This window comes from Moraxella caprae DSM 19149 (assembly GCF_000426885.1).
Classification (GTDB): Bacteria; Pseudomonadota; Gammaproteobacteria; order Pseudomonadales; family Moraxellaceae; genus Moraxella; species Moraxella caprae.
The window spans coordinates 14,193-35,100 of record NZ_AUGF01000019.1 but is presented as its reverse complement, the minus strand read 5'-3'; the positions used below and the strand labels follow the sequence as shown (position 1 = coordinate 35,100).

The following is a 20,908-nucleotide window of genomic DNA, read 5'->3' as shown; positions in this document are numbered from 1 at the left end:
TAAAAGATTAGTAAGTGAAGTTTACACCGACACGGTATTCACGACCAGCACCAGGCAAACCATTGATAGCAGAATGTGAATAGTAGAACTCATCACCGACGTTGTTAACGGCAAAGTTTACATTTAATTTGTCGTTATTGAATGGTTTCCAGTTGGCATAAATGTCAGTTACGTCATAACCATACTTGATTAGATTTAAGTTGTTACCACGAGAGCCTGAGATTGGGGTCATGTAGGCACTTTGACCTTTTACATCATCAACTTTGCGGTGATTGACACCAATTTCTAAATTTGGATTGGCAAAGCGATAGGCAAGACCTGCTGTCCAAGTGCGACCAATGGTACTACCAAATTCACGGTTATCAAAGCGGATTGGGTTGCCCTCTGCATTGTTACCACTGTGATATTCAGGATCGCTCTCAGCCACACCTAAGCGAGCTGTCAAGCCATTCCATCTATAACGAGTATTGATTTCATACCCTTTATTTTTGGCAAATCCTACATTAAAGATTGTATTATGTTTATCACCTAGGCGATGACGTGTACCACTGGTTAGCAGATTATCAACCTCTTGCCAAAAATAGGTACCATCAACTGATAGATTGCCGTTGTTGTAGTTAAAACCAATCTCGGTGTTTTTGGCTTGTTCTGCTTTTGTACCATCAGCAATATCAGCAGCACGACTTCCTGATGATAGCAGAGCATCTACAAGACGTGGACTGCGAGTGGCGTAGTTGTGCACAGCATTGAAGCTAAGATCGGGCGTGGCTTGCCAAATAATGCCTACGCTTGGATTGAATGCACCATCAGACACTTTTTTACCCGATACTGAGGTATAGTCAAAATGGTCATAACGCATACCGCCAGTTAGGGTAAAATTGCCAATATTACCAATAATTTCACCATAAACGCCAATATCGTCTTTTTCAGTGGTTTGTAGTTTGTCGTTGTGAGCACGGTTAGGGGTGGTTTCTTGATGGCGATAGTTTGCACCATATTTAAATAGTGTGTCATCATTGATGTATTTATCAAAACCTAAATTTGCTCCTGTGGTTTTAACCGAAGTGTCGTTTGGAGCATCTACATTGCCTGCATAACCACTGAATTTATCATTGCCAGATTTGCGTTCATTTTTCATAAAATAAACATTGGCTTCTGCCTCACCCAACAATCCTGCTTTGCCTTTGTATTCGAGGTTGGTGTTTTGCATGGATAATTTACGATGTCCACCATAGTTGATGGCGCCAGCCTTTGGATTACCTTCTTTGTCAAGTTTAACCTTGGTTGAAGTATCTAGCTCTCCTGGAATAACAACCCAATCAAATTCTTCACGTACGTTACGCATACCTTTATTGGTTGTGTTAAAATGGCTAAGTACAAAACGATGTTCACCCAGATTGTAACCTGCTTTAATTAAGTAGCTTTCTTTATCCATTGCTTGGAATGCCACTTCATCACTGGGGTGATTTGGGTCTTTACAAAACGTATCTGTAATAGTGCCATCTTTTTTAGTACGATAGGCACATTCTGAGGCAGGAGCTGGGTTTGTGCTGGCAGTGTAGGGGCTACGATATTTGCCAGGTGCTGTTGCACTGTCTTTTTGACCTGTTTTTTTACCAGGTTTGTAGTTATCTTGACTGGCTTCGTTGTAACTTACCAAGAAATCAAAATTATCTGCTTTACCAAAGCCTGTAACACCATAGCTGTGTTCGTCATTTGAGCTATAACCCGCATTAACTTTCACACCCCAATCTTTATCACTGTCTTTTAATAAATCATGAGCATCTAGCGTTTTGGCAACAATCGCACCATTGGTGGCACCAATACCTGCACTGGCTGACCCCGCCCCTTTTTGTACGCTGACGATTTTCACCAAACTTGGGTCTAACATATGACGACCTTGGTGATATAGGATTTGGCTGTCAGAGTAGGCATTATCCACTTTAACATCAACAGAGTTTTGACCCATGCCACGGATGGTTAGATAAGATGATGTGCCATTGCCGCCACTAAAATCAATGGCAGGTTCAGACTTTAATAGCTCACGCAGTCCTGTGGCGGTAGACTCGTCTTTTTCTTGCAAAGTTACCACGTTTGTCTTAACCTTGGTGCCTTGACGGTCAATGGTAATCACTTCACGCCCCAAATCAACCGTCGGCCCACTCTCGGCAGTGTTTGCCATGGCAACGGTCGCTGTCATCGTGCCAATGACTGCAAAGGTCAGATGACGTAGTGCAAAGGTTTTTTGTTTCATAAAATCACCTAAATAGCAAAATATAACTATCAAAACAAAGGAACAAACCCTACATCATGTAAGGATTGGTAATAAACTGGCAATAATATTAACATTTTTATTTTTAAAAGTAAATAATATTTTTTATTATTTGATAATTTTATTTCTTTGTAAAATAATGTCCATTGCTAAGTTTTTATAAACAAAAAAGGCTTACATATAGTAAGCCTTTTTATTTGATAGGTAATTTAAATAGTAAATGATTTTTTAATTTATAAAATCAATCAAAAAACACCCGATCCACTCTCCCCTTCAATGCCTGCCCAATAAACGGCGTATTTTTGCCCATTGACAACATCGTCTTATCGCTGACTGTCCATTCGCAGTTTGAGTCAATCAGCACCGCCCCGCCTTTTTCGTGATAAATCGTTTCAATGCCTGCGATTTTGGCAGGATTGGTGCAAATCTTTTCCACCAGTTGTTCAGCCGTCAAAATACCGTCCGCCACCAGCTGACAACCCAAACTGACAAAAGTATCAAAATTGCTAATCCCAGCCGTACTTTCGGGGAATGGGGCAAGTTTGGCGGTCATAGAAACCGCCTGATGATGAGAACAAATCACATCAATCGTGCCGTCCTGCAAGCCCTTAATCAATGCCCGCTTGTCGGTCTCGGAGCGAAGGGGCGGATAGACAAACGCCAAAGTATTGTAGCCGTCAATCGCATCGTCCGTCAGATGAAGCTGGTGCATCGCCACATCACAGGTAACGGGCAAGCCCTTTGCCTTGGCGGTGCGAATCAGCTCCACAGACGATTTACAGCTAAGACAGCTAAAATGAGCCGACACGCCCGTTTCTTCCACGATAAGGAGCTGTTTGGCAAGGGCGACCGTCTCAGCAATCCACGGAATGCCCGAAAGACCATGATAGCTTGCCACATAGCCATCGTGAGCCACGCCATTTTTGGTCAAGGACGGCTCGTCTGGGTAAAAAAACACTTGAACATCAAAGGTTTTGGCGTATTCCAACGCTCGCAAAAGCACATCATCACTGGCAAACCCACATCGCCCATTGGACACCGCTATCGTTTTGGGTTTTAGCCCTGCAATGTTGGCAAGTTTTTCACCGCCAAGCGATGCGGTCAAAGCTCCAATGGCATAGAGCTTGACGCCTGATTTACTTGCCTTGTGGCGAATGTTGTCAATCAAAGACGGGTTGTCCTGTGGGCGAGAGCTGGCAGGCGGTGTACAAATGTGCAAAATGCCATTATGATATGCCGAAATGCTCTCGCTCTCTATCGTGGCGTGTTCATCGTTAGCAATCACACCGCACAAATCCACAATGGGCGGAATCAGCCATTTGTCGTTGGTGTCGCTTTTGGTTAGGTTTGGCGATTGCCAAGTGGGGGGGAGTAGGTTTTTCATAAATTTCTCTTTTGTTAGTAGCCTTCTTTAACTAATTCTTGGTAAGCTTCACAGCCTAATTCTAGTCCATTTTCGCAAGCTCTTTCAAACCAAACTTTTGCCAATGGAATATCTTGCTCTGCACCTATGCCTGTATTAAGAGCAACCGCCATATTATATTGAGCTGGTGCATAATCCCGAGTGGCGGAAATGGCATAAAGTATCATTGCTTGCTCATAATCTTGCTCTACGCCTTCGCCATTAAAATATTTTATCGCCAAATTATAGCGAGCTTTTTCATTGTTTAACTCAATCGCTTTCTGATACCATTCTATTGCTTTTTTGTTATCTTCTTCAACCCCCCATTCCCATATCATACATAACACCAATATTATACATCGCTTCTTGATGATAATTGTCAGATGCTCTTAAATACCACTCCATTGCCTTTTGGTAATCTCGCTCAACACCAAGAGCATGTTCATACATACTACCAAGTACGAATTGAGATTCTGAATAATTTTGGTTGGCGGATTTAAGATACCATTCAATCGCTTGTGCATAATCTTGTTTGACAATATCGCCCACTCTATATGCTTGACCAAGATTGTATTGTGCAATTTTATTGCCTTGATAGGCAACTTTTTCCAACCAATGCAAATAATTCACATTATCTTGATTATGCCTATAATAATCTACCAGTTCTATTTGTGATTCTATATCCCCATTTTTTTCCTTTTTAATTAAATCCTGCAAATCATTGGCAAATACCGACACCGATAATAATAACCCTGCGGTTAATAGGGAAAGTTTTTTAAACATCATTGTTCTCTTTTTAAATGAGTGATTGGTAAGGTGTGTAATACGCACCTTACGCCCATTAAACCCAACATCATATCAGCACCAACTCATTTTCAATACTTCTTTTAAAATCATCGTCCAAACTTTGCCAGTCACAAATATCTACCTTAAACACCAAATCCGAATGGCAAAATTCATCTTTTAGACACGCAATGTCTGATAAATGCAACGCATTGTCCGCTTTAATCACCAAATCTAAATCCGAATAAGGCTTGGCATTGCCATTCACACGAGAACCAAAAGCAAAAACTTTGGCATTTTTGCAATGGGTTTTTAAAATGTTTTGTACAATGCGTTTTTCGCTTTCGCTTAATAAAATATCAGTCATTGCTTAATCTGTTTTCTAATTCATTTAATAAAAATTCTATTTCTGTCAAAAACTTTGGAATATTGGCAACCACTTGTAGGGCTTTTTGTTCATTATAACTATGACTGGTCAAATTTCGCATTTCACGATATACTCGCCAATCCGACCAGTCGCCAAACAAAAGCCCAATTTCATTGGCGGTGCGTATCATATCGCCAAATGCCAGTTTATCAATATCATCAGGCGTGGGCGAGCTATATTCCAAATAGCGTTTGATAAATTTATGGCTTAATTCATAAGTAAATTCAAAACGCTGAATTAGTCCATCTCGGATTTGTTCATCGTTAATATCGGATTGATAACGAATTAAGCCTTCGGACAATTTTTGTGTGGCGTTTTTTAAAGGGGTGATTATCATTTTTATTTCTCAGCTAATTTGCAAGAATTTTTTAACCATTCATTTCTTAATTGCCTTTGAATGGTTAAACCGTCTTTTTGATAGTTGGCTTTTGGTAAATTCATCACAAAATCATAAACTTCGGACTTTGACTTTTGATGAGAATAAATTAACTTTTTCATTATTTAATTTCTCAAACTTCTTTGCCCTTCCATTGCCATTGCCATTACCGCCATTCTAACAGCGATGCCATTATTAACCTGTTTTAAAATCACCGATTGCACGCCATCCGCCACATCGGAGGCAATTTCTACGCCACGATTCATCGGGCCGGGGTGCATTACGATTGCGTCTTTGTCGGCAAGTTTTAGCCGTTTGTCGGTAATGCCGTACATTTTAAAATACTCAGCAGTGGACGGCAAAAGGGGCGAACCAATGCGTTCATTTTGAATGCGAAGTCCAATCAACACATCCACGCCTGCAATGCCCTTATCCATATCGTCAAACACCGACACACCATAGCGTTCAATGCCTTTGGGGAGTAAGGTTTTGGGGGCGACCACTCGCAAATCTTTCACACCCAAAGTCTGCAAAGCACAAATGTCCGAGCGAGCGACACGACTGTGCTTAACATCGCCAATAATGGCAACGGAGAGTTCGTCAAAGGGCTTTTTGGCTTCACGATGAATGGTCAGCATATCTAGCATCGCCTGCGTGGGGTGGGCGTGCTGACCGTCCCCTGCGTTAATAACGGCAACGCTTGGGCAGACCTTTTGAGCCATAAAATGCATTGCCCCAGACGAATAATGACGCACCACAAACATATCCGCCGTCATCGCCTGCAAATTCCACAGCGTGTCGGCAAGGCTCTCGCCCTTACTCGTGGACGATTTGGCAATGTCAAGGTTTAGGACATTTGCCCCCAAGCGTTTTTCGGCGACTTCAAAAGTGGTGCGGGTGCGGGTGGAATTTTCAAAAAACAAATTCATCACCGTACAGCCGTCAAGCTCGGTGGAGTTTTGGATTTGCCCATTTGGGAGCAAATAACCACCCGCTTTATGGATAATTTGGGTCAAAATGTCTTTGTTTAACCCTTCCACGCTTAAAAAATGGCAGAGTTTGCCGTCAGGCGTAAGCTGGGGGGCGGATTGGGAGCGGTGCAGTTTGGCGGTTAGGTCATTTGGACTAAGGTTTAGACTGGGGGTGGAATGCATTTTCTTATCCTTTTTTACTTACCAAAAAAACAAATTAAGCCATTTTAGCAAAGTTTGGAGAATTTGGGAATATTTCTTGATGGTATTTTCAGAGCAATCGCACTATATTTAATTTTTAGCAGATAAAATTATGTTTTTAAAAAATTGGTAATTTTTAGACACAAAATTAGGGCGTGCCTGCCTTTTGTGTATTTGCAATGAAAATGGGCGATTTTTCTCATTTTTGATTGCAAAGATGCAAAAGCTAGACCTGCACTAAGATAATAGAAAAATCCGCCCATTTGGACGGATTTTCTTTATTAACAATTCACGCAAGTCAGCGATTTACAGATAACCATACGCCACCAGCGCATTGGCAACTTGGGTAAAGCCTGCCACGTTCGCACCTGTCATATAGTCAATCGCACCTTCGGTTGTGCCGTATTTTTTGCCAGCCTCCAACGCACTTTCATGAATGTTTTTCATGATTTTTTGTAGTTCTAAGTCCAAATCTTCAAACGACTTATATTTACGCACCGAGTTTTGACTCATCTCTAAGCCAGACACCGCCACACCGCCAGCGTTGGCAGCTTTACCAGGGGCATAGGCAACACCATGCTCACGCACCACATCGATGGCTTCGGCAGTCAGTGGCATGTTTGCACCTTCGGCAACGTATTTTACACCATGCTTAACTAGGGCGTGTGCATCATCTTCACTGACTTCGTTTTGGGTGGCACAAGGCAGAGCCACATCAGCATCAAACTGCCAAGGCTTTTGACCTTCTAGCCATTCACCGCCAAACTCGCTCACATAATCAGCGAGTGCTTTACCATTGGCTTTGTGGTTTTTGACCCAGTCGATTTTCTCTGCCGTAAAGCCGTCTTTATCCACAAGCGTGCCTTTTGAGTCAGAGAAGGTGATGACTTTACCGCCTAGATGTAGGCATTTTTCGGCGGCGTATTGTGCCACGTTGCCTGCACCTGATACCAGCACCGTTTTGCCTTCTAGGGTTTCGTTATTGACTTTTAGCATGTTGTCAAGGAAGTACACGAGGCCATAACCAGTCGCTTCGGTACGAATGAGCGAGCCACCGTGACCGACGCCTTTGCCAGTGAGTACGCCTTCAAATTCACGGGTTAGGTTTTTGTACATCGCGAACATATAGTTCACTTCACGACCGCCCACACCGATGTCGCCTGCTGGTACGTCCATGTCTTTGCCGACATTTTTGTGAAGTTCACGCATGAACGCATAGCAAAAACGGCGGATTTCAGCCTCGCTTTTGCCTTTGGGGTCAAAGTCAGAGCCACCTTTGGCACCGCCCATGGGCAAACCAGTCAAGGCGTTTTTGAAAATCTGCTCAAAGCCCAAGAATTTTAAGGTGCCTTCGGTTACGGTTGGGTGGAAACGGATACCACCTTTATATGGACCAATGGCGTTGCTAAATTGGACACGCCAGCCACGGTTTACCTGAATCTCACCCTTGTCGTTTTCCCAATTGACACGAAAAGAGATGATACGATCAGGCTCGCATAGGCGTTCAAAGACTTGTAGGGTCTCAAATTTTGGGTTGTCGGCATAGACCTTCTCAATGGTCATGGCAACTTCTTTGACGGCTTGGATGAATTCTGGCTGATGAGCGTAGTTTTGCTCAACTTTGGCGATGGCGGACTGGATAGTCATGGCATATTCCTTAGGTTGGTCAAGTATGGATTGAGTGAAAGGTACATTCATTGATTTAATTAATGGCTATCGCCACAATGATTTATATCATAAAAATTAATGAATATATCAGTGAAGTTAATAATACCTGCTTTTTGCCAAAAAAACAAGGATTTTATGTCATTGATTGTTGGATAATTATCATAAAAAATGAATATTTAATTAATTTTTATTATAAATTAAAATCTCTTAGAAAATAGTCTCACAGACCATAGACAATCACACAAAATAATGGTAAGTTAAGACAATTTTACCCCATAAATAAGTCGTTAAAATGAAAAAGTTAGCCGTCAAATTCTGCGGATTTACTCGCACGGACGATTTACAGACCGCCATTGCTCTTGGCGTGAATGCGGTGGGACTGGTGTTTTATCCGCCAAGCCCCCGTGCTGTCAGCATTGCCACTGCCAAGACGCTTGTGTCAGCCGTGCCTGCGTTTACCACCATTGTGGCGTTAGTTGTCAATATGGGGCAAGATGAGCTTGTCAATTTGGCAAAAGAAGTGCCATTTGACATTGTGCAATTTCACGGTGATGAAACGCCTGCTAAGTGCCAAATACTTGCTCGTGCGGTTAATAAACGCTGGATAAAAGCCATTCGGGTCAAAAATGACGACACCGCCACAAGTATTTTAACTCAAATCAATGCCTTAAAGACAAGTGGGGCAAGCGGTGTGATTTTGGATGCTTTTAGTGATACGGCGTATGGCGGAACGGGGCTTGTCTTTGATTGGACAAAAATCCCTGACAATTCGCCTTTGCCGATTTATTTGGCAGGGGGGTTAACACCTGATACGATTGGCGAAATTGTAAATAATAAAGCGTTAATAGCAAAAATAAAAGGTGTTGATGTGAGTGGAGGGATTGAAAAGGAAAAGGGGGTGAAGTGTGAAATTAAAATGAGTGAGTTTATAAAAAATATGGGAAAATAAAATGAGTCAAATTGGTAAACCAATCATTCGAGACAATCACGATAAAAGTCTAAAAATCATCATTTGGTGTGCTGGTATTTTGGGAATGATAGTATTTGGCACGATGATTTTTATTGCCCTAACCGAACAGGCGATTAGTATTAGCGGTGTTAGGGGTGCTAGAACCACTTATCATGAAGGCGTTGAAGCCATTAAACAAACTCATTTTTTATCTGCGTGTTTTATGCTAAGTTTAGGTTCTGGATTTTGGTATTTTAGATATAGAAGGTTAATTTGGTTAATATTGTTTTTGTGTTGGATTATTTTTGTGGTTTTTGTACATATTTCTTATGTTAGTTAATTATTATCTTTATTTTTATGGAGCAACAAATGAACATTCTAATCACAGGCGTAACATCAGGTTTTGGCAAACAAATTGCCGTTGATTGTATTAAAAACGGCTTTACCGTTATTGGCACAGGTCGCCGTCAAAATAAACTTGATGAATTAAAAAACGAGCTTGGTGATAATTTTATTCCGCTGTGCTTTGATATTGGCGACATATCCGCCACAAAAATGGCTTTGCAAACTTTGCCTAATGACATTTTGGCGAATATTGATGTGCTTATCAATAATGCAGGATTGGCATTGGGTTTAGAAAGTGCCGATAAAGCGGATATTAGCGATTGGCAAGCAATGATAAATACCAATACTTTGGGGCTTGTTAATATCACGCACGAGATTTTACCATTTATGGTTGCCAAAAATGACGGCTATGTCATCAATATCTCATCAACGGCAGGCAATTATCCGTATTTTGGAGCGAATGTCTATGGGGCGACTAAGGCATTTGTTACGCAGTTTAGTCTCAATTTGCGAGCCGATTTGATTGGCAAAAAAGTGCGAGTTACCAACATAGAACCTGGTTTGTGCGGTGGCACAGAATTTAGTAACGTGCGTTTTCATGGCGATGATGACCGTGCGGGCAAGGTTTATGAAAATGTGGAATTTATTCGCCCCGAAGACATTAGTAATATGGTATTATGGCTTATCAATCAGCCCAAACATATTAACATTAACCGACTAGAAGTCATGCCAACCGCTCAGACCTTTGCGGGATTGACGGTGGTGAAGGATTTATAGGATTTTTTATGAAGACTTTGACTTTAACCGCAGAAAATCATATTGTAGATAGTATTTTGGCTGTGATTGCCAATTTCCCTAAAAAAGAGATTATCTCTGTCAAAACAAATGTGCAAGATGAATTGCAACCTTTACCAGAGGTTAACTCCATTGAAGATTTGGCAGGAATTTTGTCGCCTTATACTAATGGCTATATTTCTGATGAAGAAATGGATAATGCCATTACAGATGCCATTTGTGAAAGAGCAATGATGTCATGACTGATATTTATATTATTGACACCAATGTTTTAATGCGATATTTATTACAAGATGATGACAATCAGTTTGTTATTGCAAAATCTTATTTAACCAATCCAAATTATCAGTTATATCTACCCATTCAGACATTGTGTGAAATGGTTTGGATTATGAAAAAGAAACTAAAATTTCCTAATGCTTATATTGTAAAAGTATTAAAGGGAATTTTGGCACAATCCCATATTGATTTTGATAAAGAAGTGGTTAATTTTTCAATGGAATTTTGAAAAATAATGGTGATTTTGCGGATGGTGTGATTGCTTATTCTACAACAAAATTTCAGCATTCTAATTTATTAACTTTTGACAAGAAGTTACATAAACTTTGTCAAAAATTTGATATAGCACATATCCCCTTAAACAAATAATTCAAAAGGCAAAAACTTATGACAGATTACACCCAATTCCCCAACGCCACAGGGCATTTTGACATTCATGGCGGACGTTTTGTGTCCGAGACATTGATGAGTGCGTTAGAAGAGTTAGAACGCATTTATTTAAGCGTTAAAAATAATCCAGAATTTTGGAAAGAATATAATGACGATTTGGTGAATTATGTCGGTCGTCCCACACCTTTGTATTTTGCCAAACGCTTAACAGCAAAGACAGGTGGGGCAAAAATTTATCTAAAACGAGAAGATTTAAACCACACAGGCGCACACAAGGTCAATAACACCATTGGGCAAGCACTTTTGGCGAAACTGGTCGGTAAAAAACGCATCATCGCCGAAACAGGGGCAGGGCAACACGGCGTGGCAACCGCTACGATTGCGGCACGGCTTGGACTAGAATGCGTGGTCTATATGGGGGCGGACGATGTAGAACGCCAAAAAATGAATGTCTATCGTATGAAACTTTTGGGGGCGACAGTCGCGCCTGTAACAAGTGGTTCTCGCACATTGAAAGATGCGATGAATGAGGCGATGCGAGACTGGGTAACCAATGTGGACGACACTTATTATGTGATTGGCACGGTGGCAGGCCCGCACCCGTATCCGATGCTGGTGCGTGATTTTCAGGCGATTATCGGGCGTGAGGCTCGTTTGCAACACCTTGAATTTGAAGACAAATTGCCTGACGCACTGGTGGCGTGCGTGGGCGGTGGCTCAAATGCCATGGGGCTATTTTATGAGTTTTTGAACGATAAAGATGTGCAGATGTATGGCGTGGAGGCAGGCGGACACGGCATTGAGACGGGCAAGCATTCGGCTCCGTTAAATGCAGGGCGTGTGGGCGTACTGCACGGCAATCGCACTTATTTGATGGCGGACGATGACGGACAAATCATAGAAACGCACAGCATATCAGCAGGGCTTGATTATCCAGGGGTCGGTCCTGAACACAGCTTTTTAAAGGATATGGGGCGTGTGAATTATGTGGTAATTGATGATGATGAGGCGTTAGAAGCCTTTCGTATTTTGACCAAATGTGAGGGCATTATCCCTGCATTAGAAAGCTCGCACGCAGTGGCGTATGGGCTAAAACTTGCCAAAACAATGGACAAAGACAAATCCATTATCATCAATTTATCAGGGCGTGGCGATAAAGATTTGCATACGGTGATGAATATTGACGGGATTGAGATTTAGGGGGTGTTATGCAATCACAACTTGTTGTAATAGCTGAAAATCATCTGATTGAAGAGTTAAAAACGGTCATAGAAGGCTTTATCGGGCAACATCAAGATAAAGCCAATGTCATTACCATTGAAACCAAGCTACAAAAACCCATGGTTTATGATGATATTCGCCAATTAAAGGGGATTTTAAATAAGCATTACCCAAAACCTTTGACTGATGAAGATATTGAAAATGGCATTCATCAAGGTATTATGCAAAGGGCAATGATGTCATGAACCAAACTTTTGTTGTGGATACCAATGTTTTATTGCGTTATTTTCATGATGATGATAAAAATCAAACCGAGCTTGTAACGCCTTATTTTGAAAATAAGGATTGTCAGCTTGTTATCACATCAGAGACTTTGTGTGAGTTATATTGGGTATTAAAAAAGACAATGAAAGTGGATAATATGATAATCTTATCTATTATGCTTACTTTATTGAATTTGCCAAATGTTCAGATTGTTAATGTATCGGCTGTAAAACTTTCTTTAAGGTTTTTGGAAAAAAATGGCGATTTTGCGGACGGTATTATTGTGTATCAAACCACGCAATTTGATAACGCAAAATTATTAAGTTTTGACAAAAAAGCCAATAAAATTGATAAGCAATGTGGAATTATGGTAGAAAATCCAAGTGATTAAAAATGACACCAAAAAAATCATATAATAAATCGCTTTAAAATTTAAAAAATTCAAGCACTGCAACCATGACCGAAGAGAATAAACCTGTCCCAAAGATTTTGACCGTGTTGGTTTTTGCATTCTTTGGGCTTATGATGTATGCCATGCTTGGCAGGTCATATGTGGGTGTGCAAGAAGGCTATTGGGGTGTTTTATCTAGAATATCAACCAGTCTGATAATGCTTGTACTATTGCCAGCTGTGGCTTATTTTTCATTGACACAGCTTAAAAAAGGCAATGAGACATTATGGGAAGATTTTAAAGATTTATTGGCGGTATTGGCTTGCCCTGTGGTATTTTTGATGTTGTTTGCTGATTTGACAGATGGTATTTATTATCCACTTTTTGAAAATCATCAAACGGTTGTGAGCGATAGTTATCGTTTTTATTATGAACTTTATCGTGGCGAAAAGATTTATTATTTGGTATTTGATGATAAAAATAACCCCGATTCTTGCAACTCCAAATACCAAAAATGCCGTTATACTTATAAATTAAGAATTAACGGCAAGACTTATGATGATTTACAACATTTAAATTCATCAAATAAAGACAATCCATTGCAATTAACCTTTAAACCAAAGGCAAGAATATTGATGAAATTAGAAGTTGCCAAACAACTTTAATTTGTGTAAAAAGAGAGAATCCAAATGACCCGAATTTCCCAAACTTTTGCGACTTTAAAACAGCAAAACAAAAAAGCCCTAATCCCTTATATTATGGCAGGCGACCCAAATCCGTCCGTTACGGTGGATTTAATGCACAAGCTTGTCGCTCATAGGGCGGATATTATTGAGATTGGTTTACCATTTTCTGACCCGATGGCGGACGGGCAGGTCATTTCATTGGCTGGCGAGCGAGCCTTAAATGCTGGGACGAGTACCACCCAAGCCGTGCAAATGGTGGGTGAATTTAGAAAATCCAACAGCACCACGCCAGTTTTATTGATGGGCTATCTTAACCCTGTGGAGATTATCGGTTATGATAATTTTCTGGCGTTGTGCGAGCAAAATGGCGTGGACGGCTTGCTACTGGTGGATTTACCGCCCAATGAAACTTCTGATGATTTGTCCGCCAAACTCGCTGATAAAGAGATTAACCAAATTTTCCTACTTGCCCCCACGACCCAAAGCGAGCGTAGAAAAGCGGTGCTAAACAGAGGTTCTGGCTTTATTTATTATGTCTCGGTTAAGGGCGTAACAGGCTCAAAGGCTTTGGATACTGACGAAGTGGCTCGCCAAGTGCAAGCGATTAAGGCGGATACCGACCTGCCTGTGTGCGTGGGTTTTGGCATACGAGATGGCGAGAGTGCCAAAGCGGTGGCAAAATTTGCCGATGGTGTGATTGTCGGTAGTGAATTGGTGCGTCATTTTGCCGATGTGGGTGATGACAAGGACAAGTTGGAGCTTGCCATTGATAAGGTGCTTTCAAAAATGGACGAGTTACGCCAAGCCATTGATGGCCTTTAACAAAAACCATTTGCCAAATCATCAAAACAACTGTAAACTATGCCTATTTGGATATTGAATTAGGAATACCATGACTGACACCCAAGCCCAAACGCCAACCACATGGCTAAACCGCCCTGTACCGTCTATCAAGCGAGACCGTATCGTTCAGCCGTCTGCGGTGGAGACCGAGCCGTCCACAGAATGCCCAAATTGCCACACGCTGACGACCAACACCAGCTTGATTTTTAATCAATACGTCTGCCCCGACTGCGACCACCATTTGACAATGTCGGCTCGTAAGCGGTTGGCGTGGTTTTTTGACAGCATTACAGGCGAGCTTGGGCAAAACTACCAAGCAGGCGACCCCTTAAAATTCACAGATTCCAAGCCTTATCCTTTGCGTATGAGTGAAGCCCAAAAGACCACGGGCGAGAGTGAAGCCTTGATTGTCATGAATGGCAAAATCAAGAATTTGGAGCTGATTGCTTGTGCGTTTGATTTTAAATTCATGGGCGGTTCTATGGGTTCGGTGGTGGGCGATAGGTTTGTCATGGCGGGCGAAAAAGCCCTTGCCGAGCGTAAACCACTGGTCTGCTTTGCGTCTAGCGGTGGGGCAAGAATGCAAGAAGGCTTATTATCACTCATGCAAATGGCTCGCACGTCTGCGGTCATCGAACGCTTGCGTTTGGCGGGCGTGCCGTATATCGTGGTGCTGACCAACCCTGTCTATGGCGGGGTTACAGCAAGCCTTGCCATGCTTGGCGATGTGCATATTGCCGAGCCACGTGCGATGATTGGTTTTGCAGGTAAGCGTGTGATTGAACAGACTGTGCGTGAAGTGCTTGACGAGCCGTTCCAACGTGCCGAATTTTTGCTCGACAAAGGCACGGTGGATATGGTGGTACACCGCCATGAGCTTGTGGATACGGTGTATAGACTGCTGACCAAGATGATGAAATTGCCGAATGTGAGCTAAATCATCACGCATAACACCCCATTTGGCTTGCTAAATGGGGTTTTTCTTTTAACGCCCTTAAATTTTATTGAAAAAACCCCAAAAATCATGCACAATACCCCAAATTTTTAACACCAAAAACACCCATGAACACCCTCCAAACCGTCTCCGAATGGCTCAACTATATGGGCAACATTCACGTCTCAGCCATTGACATGGGGCTTGACCGTGTGCTACCTGTCGCCCAAGCGTTGGGCGTTTTAAAAGACGACTTGCCATACCGCCCTTATGTGTTCACAGTTGCAGGCACCAATGGTAAAGGGTCGACCACCGCTCTCATCAGCGAGATTTGCACCCAAGCTAGTTACAAAACCGCCCTATATCAATCCCCCCATTTGATAAGTTTTAACGAACGCATTAAAATAGGTGGGGTAGATGTTGATGATGAGTTATTGATAAAAGCCTTTAATGCCTGTGAAAAAGCTCGCACGGACTGCAATGTCTCTTTATCATTTTTTGAAATGACGACGTTATCGGCATTTTGGATTTTTAAAGAATTAAAATGCGATGTTTGGGTATTAGAGATTGGTTTGGGCGGACGGCTTGACGTGGTGAATATCATTGACCCTGATATTGGCGTGGTTAGCAATATCGGCATTGACCATATTGATTGGCTGGGCGATGATAGAGAAAAAATCGGTTTTGAAAAAGCAGGGATTATCCGTGATAATATGCCTGTTATATATGGCGAGCGTGATATGCCTAATAGCGTATCCCAAATGATTCATGACAAAAACGCCAAATACTATCAATATGGTAAGGACTTTATTTATCAAGCACATGATAAAGATTGGATATATGCCAATGGGGCGATGGCATTAGATTTACCCAAACCAAATATCGCCCTGATGAATGCCAGTAATGCCATCAGTGCGATATTGGCAAGTGAATTAACCATCAGCATAGACGATATTAAAAATGGCTTAAACAATGTCAAATTATCAGGGCGATTTGACAAAAGAATGATAAATGGCAAACAATGGATTTTCGATGTGGGGCATAATACGCATGGCATTAGCTTTTTGATGACATCATTTATCCCTTTTTGGCAAAATATTAAAAACAGTAATCCAAATACCAAATTGCATTTTTTATTTAGCATGCTTGCTGATAAAGACATTGATGAAGTATTAGCCTTGATTGGCAGTTTTGAGTTGCCCATCACCGCTTGGCATATTGGTAAGATTGATAGTGTGCGAGCCGTGGCAGTGGATGAGCTACACACCAAAATCACCACGCATTTGCCAAACAGTACTGTTTATGCCCATGACAGCATTGCCCAAGCGGTAGAGGGTGTAGAGATGCAGGCGACTCATGATGACGTGATTTTGTGTTTTGGCTCGTTTCATACGATAGGCGAGAGTTTGATTGCGTTGGGGTAGCGGACAACCCATGTTCTGTCTAAGAAAATTGTAAAATCAAGATAAATCCGATTGGCTTTATTGTCTTTTATGGTAAAATAAAAACATTACTAACAGACGTGATAAGACGATGATTCCAAAACAGTTATTATTAGGATTAAGTTTGGTTTTGGGTGGTGGTGTGATTTTATATGCCGTCAATCAAGGACAAAGCGACACCGCCCAAAATGTACAAACTGCTAAGACCACCCCCTTAGCAGACAGCGTGGTGACCACTGTCGATGACGGTGTGGCTCGCCCGACCGTTGAGCCTTTGACCGTGGACATGGCGACCGAGAGCAAACTTTTGACCGCCAAACAAGAAGCTCGAGAAGCTCGCACGCTTGCCCAAGAAAAAGAAGCCATGGCACTCATCGAAGCCCAAGAAAAAGCCCAGCAACTGGCTCTTGATAAGGCAACCGCTGAGCAAAAAGCCCTAGCCACAGCCACGCCTGCCGACACGTTGACGGTGGAGACACGCCCCGAAGCCATTGCTGTCGCCAAGGCACAGGCAGAGCGTGAACGTTTGGAAAAACTTGCCAAAGAAAAAGAGCTAAAAGCCAAAAAAGAGCAAGAACGGCGTGAAAAAGACGACAAAGAAAAAGCCAAAAAAGAACAGGACGAAAAAGCCAAGGCGGATAAGCTAAAAGCCCAAAAAGAACAAGCCGAGAAAGAGAAAAAAGAACAAGCCAAAAAAGCCCGTGATGAAGCCCCACAAAATGCCAATAATGGTCAGCACAAAGTGGTGCGTGGCGACGGTTTGATTAAGCTATCTCGTCAGTATGGCGTGCCTGTCTCCGTCCTTGCCGAAGCCAACAACATGGGGCGACACGACCCCCTACCGCTTGGCAAAACCATCAAAATCCCATCAAAAGCACAAGTAGCACGCTTAGAACATGAAGCCAAAGAGCGAGAAGCTCAAAAAGCCGCCGCCGCCAGTGCTGATAAACGCCTAAAAGAAGCCCGCCAAAAGGGTAGTGACGGCGACAGTAATGCCCGCTATGGCGTGCAGGTGTCGCTGGCTGACAACCAAGCCAAAGCCGATGAGCTTGCCAAAAAATACGAAGACGCTGGCTATAAGGTCAGCACCAGTCAGACCAGTCGTGGCGTACGAGTGCTGGTCGGTTCAGAGAAAAACCAAGACGCCGCCGCCGCTTTGCGTGACAAAATCAAAAACGACAGTCGTGTGGACGGCAGTGGTGCATGGGTAAAACGTGTGCAGTAGCTCTAAGAGGGTTTGGATAAATTGATTATTGTGATTGATTAACCGTGATAAAATATAGTCGCATGACCGATGAAGTTGTGCGATTTTTTTTGGTGGGATGAATGGGCTGTAAAATCTTACAAAAATAAGTGATGAGCGATAAGGATTGATGGTTTTATCACAAAACAAGTTTGGTGGGATTGATTGGTATTTTTATCAATAAATTTGTGTAGGGCGTGTTAAACTTTGGTATTTGCACTAAAAAATGAGAAAAATCACACGTTTGTCAAGGAAAAATCGTAGGCTGTGAGTTTTTATCAGACAAGTTTTTGACGCAGAAAAACAATCCAATCACTTAATCTAAAGAAATTAAGTTAAAATCTTGAAAATTTACACGATTGAATGGTCGAATAGCCATTTTCGTGCAAAATTTGATTAAATCATCAAATTCTAATCAAATTTCAATAAAATCTTATCAATGGTAGGCGCACTCTAATGGTTTATGTCTGGAAATTGACGATTTCTTTATGAGGATAATTTGCCTTGCTGAAAATTAAATATAAGTGCAATTGCCCTGATAAATTAATAATTTTTTGATGATAATTGTGCTGGTTGTGTTATAATGTTAGGTATATGCCCAAATTTTGAAATAAATCTGTAACACTTGTAACAACCTGTTGCGATGGCTGATGGAGGTCGTTTCATGATGGGTTTGGGTGTGATGATATGATCTGGGCGGACCTTAATAAGATGCCTTGTTGCTTGGTTTGGGTATTTTTATGATGTAATAAAAATATTAAAGGAATGTATAGCGCCACAATAAGGTTGTTAGTCACTTCTCGTTAGGAGTATTTATGTCTCAAAATGCCACACCAGCCACAGGGCGTTATCAGGGTTTGATTCTCTCGATGTCGCTTTTTATGGTATTGATTTTTGTCTTACTTGTATTTACCTTTTATGCATCAAACGTGCTAGAACGCAACTCTACCTTGGCGAACGCCACACACTGGGTTGCCAACGACACGCAATCACTCATTAAAGACATTTTTGACATGCAATTAAGCTATGGTGAGGACATCACATCCCCCCACATGAAAACGGTATTGACTCGTCTAGATGCTACCAGTAAATCTATTGATACAACTTTGACTGCCATTGAAAATGCTGGTATCTACCATGACTTGCATGGTGATACTCATCAGCTGTCAAAGGTGACAGATGAAAGTGCAATCGCCCAGTTAAAGGTGGCACGAGAACAATGGAATGCTCTAAAACCTAGGGTAGATGCGTATCTGGCGGTGGCGAGCGATATTGCTGCAGATTCTAGTACGCCACTGCGTTTGGCAGGCGAGCAAGCCAAAATTTCATCTTTGGCGATGAATGACGCTTTGCATAATCTAACTTCTGACGTAACGAGCATTGCCGAAACTCAGGCTCGCAATATTCGTATTATTCAGCTCATTGGGGTGGGTGCGATTTTGGCGTATTTTGCTGTGTTTATTCTCATTGTACTAAGACGTCTGCGTGAGTCGGATGCTAAGACCGAAGCGGCACGTCAAGAAACCGCTGAGATCATGCAGACGGTAAACACCGGCTTGTTCCTGCTTGACAGAGACCTAAATATCGGTCAGCAACACTCAAAAGTCCTAAGTGACATCATTGGCACTAACCGCTTAGGTGGCGAGAACTTGACCACTGTGCTTCGTAATCGTATCTCAGATAAAGACCTTGACACCACACAAAAATTCATCGACCAGCTATACAACCCACGTGTTAAAGAAAAACTGGTGGACAGCTTAAACCCTTTAAATAAGGTAATGATTCAGCGTGAGAGTGAAGATGGTACCAGTGAGAACCGCTATCTTGACTTTAAATTCTCTCGGGTATATGAAGGCAAAGACATTGCTCGTATTTTGGTGAACGTCAATGACATCTCTGATGCGGTACGTCTAGAACAGCGTCTAGAACAAGAGCGTGCCCAAAACGACATGCAGGTTGAGATGCTGACCACCATTTTAAATGTAAATCCTACGGTTGTTAGTGAGTTTATTGACAATACGCACAAGCATATTGAGAAGATGAACAATACGCTTAAAAATCCAGGCAGTTCACAATTTGAACTGCAAAACAAAACCAAATCACTATATCGTGAGATGCATAGTTTAAAAGGTGAAGCGTCAGCCCTTAAGCTACACAGTTTTACCAAGATTGCTTCTGAGGCAGAAAATAAACTGCATGCATTACAAAACCAAGCAACACTCTCAGGTAATGATTTCTTGCCATTAACGGTGCATCTAGATGAGTTGTTAAATCTGTCTAATACCATTGCTGGTTTGGGCGAACGTATCAATGCAGCAGCACGTAATCTGATGAGTCATGGTTGTCAAGAGGTTAGTGCCAGAGTCCAAGAAGACTACCTAAGAAGTGAAATGACTCAGGTGGCAAAAGAAGAAGCTGTGGATGCCAAAGAAGAGCTGGGTGAGTATTTAGAGCAGTTTGCCCAAGACATTGCCGAACGTCAAGGTAAACTTGTACAACTAGACACTCAAGGGTTGGAGGGTCAACATATTCCTGCACGCCTAAAAACCGTCACCAAAGAACTGTGTGTTCAGCTACTTCGTAATGCCATTGTTCATGGTATTGGCTCGCCCACCGCTCGTGTCCAAAATGGCAAAAACGAGATGGGTACCGTAAAAGTAATGGCGCAGTCTTACGCAGGAGATAATAAGAGCGACTTTATTTTTAGTATGGAAGATGACGGCAGGGGCATTGACTATGAAGCGATTCGTCAGCGTATTATTGCCAAAGGCACTTATACTGAAGATGAGGTGTATGCCTTTGAAAAGAGTCGCTTATTGAACACCTTGTTCTCATCAGGATTTAGCACCAAAGATCAAACCGATGAAGATGCAGGTCGTGGCGTGGGACTAGACATTGTCAAAGATCGTGTGAAGGAATTTGGTGGTAAAATTAATGTTCAAAGTGAAGATGGTCAATTCTGTCGCTTTGTAATTAAACTGCCTATGTGATTAATTTTAATAGGGTATGCTTATCTTTGATATTTG

Annotated in this window: 22 protein-coding genes; 14 read left to right on the top strand and 8 right to left on the bottom strand. The window is 41.9% G+C overall.

Annotated elements, in window-relative coordinates:
* Positions 1 to 7 precede the first annotated feature (7 nt).
* The 8 genes from K941_RS18030 to gdhA all read right to left on the bottom strand — a co-directional run bounded on the left by K941_RS18030 (position 8) and on the right by gdhA (position 8,079).
* Complete coding sequence (locus tag K941_RS18030; RefSeq protein WP_036387765.1) at positions 8 to 2,254, bottom strand: TonB-dependent receptor domain-containing protein; 2,247 nt, start codon at positions 2,252 to 2,254, stop codon at positions 8 to 10.
* Between the two features lie 259 nt (positions 2,255 to 2,513).
* Entirely contained in the window at positions 2,514 to 3,656 is a 1,143-nt protein-coding gene (locus K941_RS0107010; protein WP_029103059.1) for a dihydroorotase, read from the bottom strand.
* Between the two features lie 14 nt (positions 3,657 to 3,670).
* Positions 3,671 to 4,012 (bottom strand): tetratricopeptide repeat protein, encoded by a 342-nt coding sequence (locus tag K941_RS16375; RefSeq protein WP_051225939.1) that lies wholly within the window; start codon positions 4,010 to 4,012, stop codon positions 3,671 to 3,673.
* Entirely contained in the window at positions 3,990 to 4,460 is a 471-nt protein-coding gene (locus K941_RS16370; RefSeq protein ID WP_051225938.1) for a tetratricopeptide repeat protein, read from the bottom strand. Before K941_RS16370 ends, K941_RS16375 begins: the two co-directional genes overlap by 23 nt.
* A gap of 67 nt (positions 4,461 to 4,527) precedes the next feature.
* The gene (locus tag K941_RS0107000; protein ID WP_019519549.1) at positions 4,528 to 4,824 is read right to left on the bottom strand and encodes a nucleotidyltransferase family protein; all 297 of its coding nucleotides are present in this window, start codon (positions 4,822 to 4,824) and stop codon (positions 4,528 to 4,530) included.
* Positions 4,817 to 5,221: a nucleotidyltransferase substrate binding protein gene (locus K941_RS0106995; RefSeq protein ID WP_029103058.1), complete on the bottom strand. Its 405-nt coding sequence runs from the start codon at positions 5,219 to 5,221 to the stop codon at positions 4,817 to 4,819. Before K941_RS0106995 ends, K941_RS0107000 begins: the two co-directional genes overlap by 8 nt.
* A 164-nt stretch (positions 5,222 to 5,385) precedes the next feature.
* Positions 5,386 to 6,414 carry an aspartate carbamoyltransferase catalytic subunit gene (locus K941_RS0106985; protein WP_051225937.1) on the bottom strand — a complete coding sequence of 343 codons (1,029 nt, stop codon included), beginning with the start codon at positions 6,412 to 6,414 and terminating at the stop codon, positions 5,386 to 5,388.
* Positions 6,415 to 6,738: 324 nt separating this feature from the next.
* The gene (gene gdhA / locus K941_RS0106980; protein ID WP_029103056.1) at positions 6,739 to 8,079 is read right to left on the bottom strand and encodes an NADP-specific glutamate dehydrogenase; all 1,341 of its coding nucleotides are present in this window, start codon (positions 8,077 to 8,079) and stop codon (positions 6,739 to 6,741) included.
* A gap of 313 nt (positions 8,080 to 8,392) precedes the next feature.
* Here gdhA and K941_RS0106970 point away from each other — a divergent pair, with 313 nt between their 5' ends.
* The 14 genes from K941_RS0106970 to K941_RS0106905 all read left to right on the top strand — a co-directional run bounded on the left by K941_RS0106970 (position 8,393) and on the right by K941_RS0106905 (position 20,872).
* On the top strand, positions 8,393 to 9,049 hold the full coding sequence (locus K941_RS0106970) for a phosphoribosylanthranilate isomerase (RefSeq protein WP_029103055.1): 657 nt from the start codon (positions 8,393 to 8,395) through the stop codon (positions 9,047 to 9,049).
* 1 nt (position 9,050) lies between these two features.
* Positions 9,051 to 9,389 carry a hypothetical protein gene (locus tag K941_RS0106965; RefSeq protein ID WP_029103054.1) on the top strand — a complete coding sequence of 113 codons (339 nt, stop codon included), beginning with the start codon at positions 9,051 to 9,053 and terminating at the stop codon, positions 9,387 to 9,389.
* Positions 9,390 to 9,418: 29 nt separating this feature from the next.
* The gene (locus tag K941_RS0106960) at positions 9,419 to 10,171 is read left to right on the top strand and encodes an SDR family NAD(P)-dependent oxidoreductase (RefSeq protein ID WP_029103053.1); all 753 of its coding nucleotides are present in this window, start codon (positions 9,419 to 9,421) and stop codon (positions 10,169 to 10,171) included.
* An 8-nt stretch (positions 10,172 to 10,179) separates the two neighbouring features.
* Complete coding sequence (locus tag K941_RS0106955) at positions 10,180 to 10,431, top strand: hypothetical protein (protein ID WP_019520372.1); 252 nt, start codon at positions 10,180 to 10,182, stop codon at positions 10,429 to 10,431.
* Entirely contained in the window at positions 10,428 to 10,697 is a 270-nt protein-coding gene (locus K941_RS15030) for a PIN domain-containing protein (protein WP_036387762.1), read from the top strand. The genes K941_RS0106955 and K941_RS15030 overlap by 4 nt, the downstream gene beginning before the upstream one ends.
* Before the next feature lie 158 nt (positions 10,698 to 10,855).
* A complete protein-coding gene (trpB, locus tag K941_RS0106945) occupies positions 10,856 to 12,058 on the top strand; it encodes a tryptophan synthase subunit beta (protein WP_029103052.1) in 1,203 nt (400 codons plus the stop codon).
* Positions 12,059 to 12,066: 8 nt separating this feature from the next.
* Complete coding sequence (locus K941_RS0106940; RefSeq protein ID WP_029103051.1) at positions 12,067 to 12,324, top strand: hypothetical protein; 258 nt, start codon at positions 12,067 to 12,069, stop codon at positions 12,322 to 12,324.
* On the top strand, positions 12,321 to 12,734 hold the full coding sequence (locus K941_RS15025) for a type II toxin-antitoxin system VapC family toxin (protein ID WP_051225936.1): 414 nt from the start codon (positions 12,321 to 12,323) through the stop codon (positions 12,732 to 12,734). Before K941_RS0106940 ends, K941_RS15025 begins: the two co-directional genes overlap by 4 nt.
* Before the next feature lie 65 nt (positions 12,735 to 12,799).
* A complete protein-coding gene (locus K941_RS0106930) occupies positions 12,800 to 13,399 on the top strand; it encodes a hypothetical protein (protein ID WP_029103050.1) in 600 nt (199 codons plus the stop codon).
* A 24-nt stretch (positions 13,400 to 13,423) separates the two neighbouring features.
* The gene (trpA, locus tag K941_RS0106925) at positions 13,424 to 14,242 is read left to right on the top strand and encodes a tryptophan synthase subunit alpha (RefSeq protein ID WP_029103049.1); all 819 of its coding nucleotides are present in this window, start codon (positions 13,424 to 13,426) and stop codon (positions 14,240 to 14,242) included.
* A gap of 70 nt (positions 14,243 to 14,312) precedes the next feature.
* Entirely contained in the window at positions 14,313 to 15,200 is an 888-nt protein-coding gene (gene accD / locus K941_RS0106920; RefSeq protein WP_029103048.1) for an acetyl-CoA carboxylase, carboxyltransferase subunit beta, read from the top strand.
* A 125-nt stretch (positions 15,201 to 15,325) separates the two neighbouring features.
* Entirely contained in the window at positions 15,326 to 16,621 is a 1,296-nt protein-coding gene (locus K941_RS0106915) for a bifunctional folylpolyglutamate synthase/dihydrofolate synthase (protein WP_029103047.1), read from the top strand.
* 160 nt (positions 16,622 to 16,781) lie between these two features.
* Positions 16,782 to 17,864 (top strand): SPOR and LysM peptidoglycan-binding domain-containing protein, encoded by a 1,083-nt coding sequence (locus tag K941_RS0106910; RefSeq protein ID WP_167539590.1) that lies wholly within the window; start codon positions 16,782 to 16,784, stop codon positions 17,862 to 17,864.
* A gap of 833 nt (positions 17,865 to 18,697) precedes the next feature.
* Entirely contained in the window at positions 18,698 to 20,872 is a 2,175-nt protein-coding gene (locus K941_RS0106905) for an ATP-binding protein (protein WP_029103045.1), read from the top strand.
* Positions 20,873 to 20,908 lie beyond the last annotated feature (36 nt).

What these genes read in the sequence shown, in the direction of transcription:
- K941_RS0106905 (WP_029103045.1), top strand. Translation starts at nt 18,698, where the DNA reads ATGTCTCAAAATGCCACACCAGCCACAGGGCGTTATCAGGGTTTGATT.
- K941_RS0106965 (WP_029103054.1), top strand. Translation starts at nt 9,051, where the DNA reads ATGAGTCAAATTGGTAAACCAATCATTCGAGACAATCACGATAAAAGT.
- K941_RS0106940 (WP_029103051.1), top strand. Translation starts at nt 12,067, where the DNA reads ATGCAATCACAACTTGTTGTAATAGCTGAAAATCATCTGATTGAAGAG.
- K941_RS0107000 (WP_019519549.1), bottom strand. Translation starts at nt 4,824, where the DNA reads ATGACTGATATTTTATTAAGCGAAAGCGAAAAACGCATTGTACAAAAC.
- K941_RS16375 (WP_051225939.1), bottom strand. Translation starts at nt 4,012, where the DNA reads ATGATATGGGAATGGGGGGTTGAAGAAGATAACAAAAAAGCAATAGAA.
- K941_RS0106970 (WP_029103055.1), top strand. Translation starts at nt 8,393, where the DNA reads ATGAAAAAGTTAGCCGTCAAATTCTGCGGATTTACTCGCACGGACGAT.
- K941_RS15030 (WP_036387762.1), top strand. Translation starts at nt 10,428, where the DNA reads ATGACTGATATTTATATTATTGACACCAATGTTTTAATGCGATATTTA.
- K941_RS0106930 (WP_029103050.1), top strand. Translation starts at nt 12,800, where the DNA reads ATGACCGAAGAGAATAAACCTGTCCCAAAGATTTTGACCGTGTTGGTT.
- K941_RS0106995 (WP_029103058.1), bottom strand. Translation starts at nt 5,221, where the DNA reads ATGATAATCACCCCTTTAAAAAACGCCACACAAAAATTGTCCGAAGGC.
- K941_RS0107010 (WP_029103059.1), bottom strand. Translation starts at nt 3,656, where the DNA reads ATGAAAAACCTACTCCCCCCCACTTGGCAATCGCCAAACCTAACCAAA.
- gdhA (WP_029103056.1), bottom strand. Translation starts at nt 8,079, where the DNA reads ATGACTATCCAGTCCGCCATCGCCAAAGTTGAGCAAAACTACGCTCAT.
- K941_RS15025 (WP_051225936.1), top strand. Translation starts at nt 12,321, where the DNA reads ATGAACCAAACTTTTGTTGTGGATACCAATGTTTTATTGCGTTATTTT.
- K941_RS0106985 (WP_051225937.1), bottom strand. Translation starts at nt 6,414, where the DNA reads ATGCATTCCACCCCCAGTCTAAACCTTAGTCCAAATGACCTAACCGCC.
- trpB (WP_029103052.1), top strand. Translation starts at nt 10,856, where the DNA reads ATGACAGATTACACCCAATTCCCCAACGCCACAGGGCATTTTGACATT.
- K941_RS18030 (WP_036387765.1), bottom strand. Translation starts at nt 2,254, where the DNA reads ATGAAACAAAAAACCTTTGCACTACGTCATCTGACCTTTGCAGTCATT.
- K941_RS0106960 (WP_029103053.1), top strand. Translation starts at nt 9,419, where the DNA reads ATGAACATTCTAATCACAGGCGTAACATCAGGTTTTGGCAAACAAATT.
- K941_RS16370 (WP_051225938.1), bottom strand. Translation starts at nt 4,460, where the DNA reads ATGATGTTTAAAAAACTTTCCCTATTAACCGCAGGGTTATTATTATCG.
- accD (WP_029103048.1), top strand. Translation starts at nt 14,313, where the DNA reads ATGACTGACACCCAAGCCCAAACGCCAACCACATGGCTAAACCGCCCT.
- trpA (WP_029103049.1), top strand. Translation starts at nt 13,424, where the DNA reads ATGACCCGAATTTCCCAAACTTTTGCGACTTTAAAACAGCAAAACAAA.
- K941_RS0106915 (WP_029103047.1), top strand. Translation starts at nt 15,326, where the DNA reads ATGAACACCCTCCAAACCGTCTCCGAATGGCTCAACTATATGGGCAAC.
- K941_RS0106955 (WP_019520372.1), top strand. Translation starts at nt 10,180, where the DNA reads ATGAAGACTTTGACTTTAACCGCAGAAAATCATATTGTAGATAGTATT.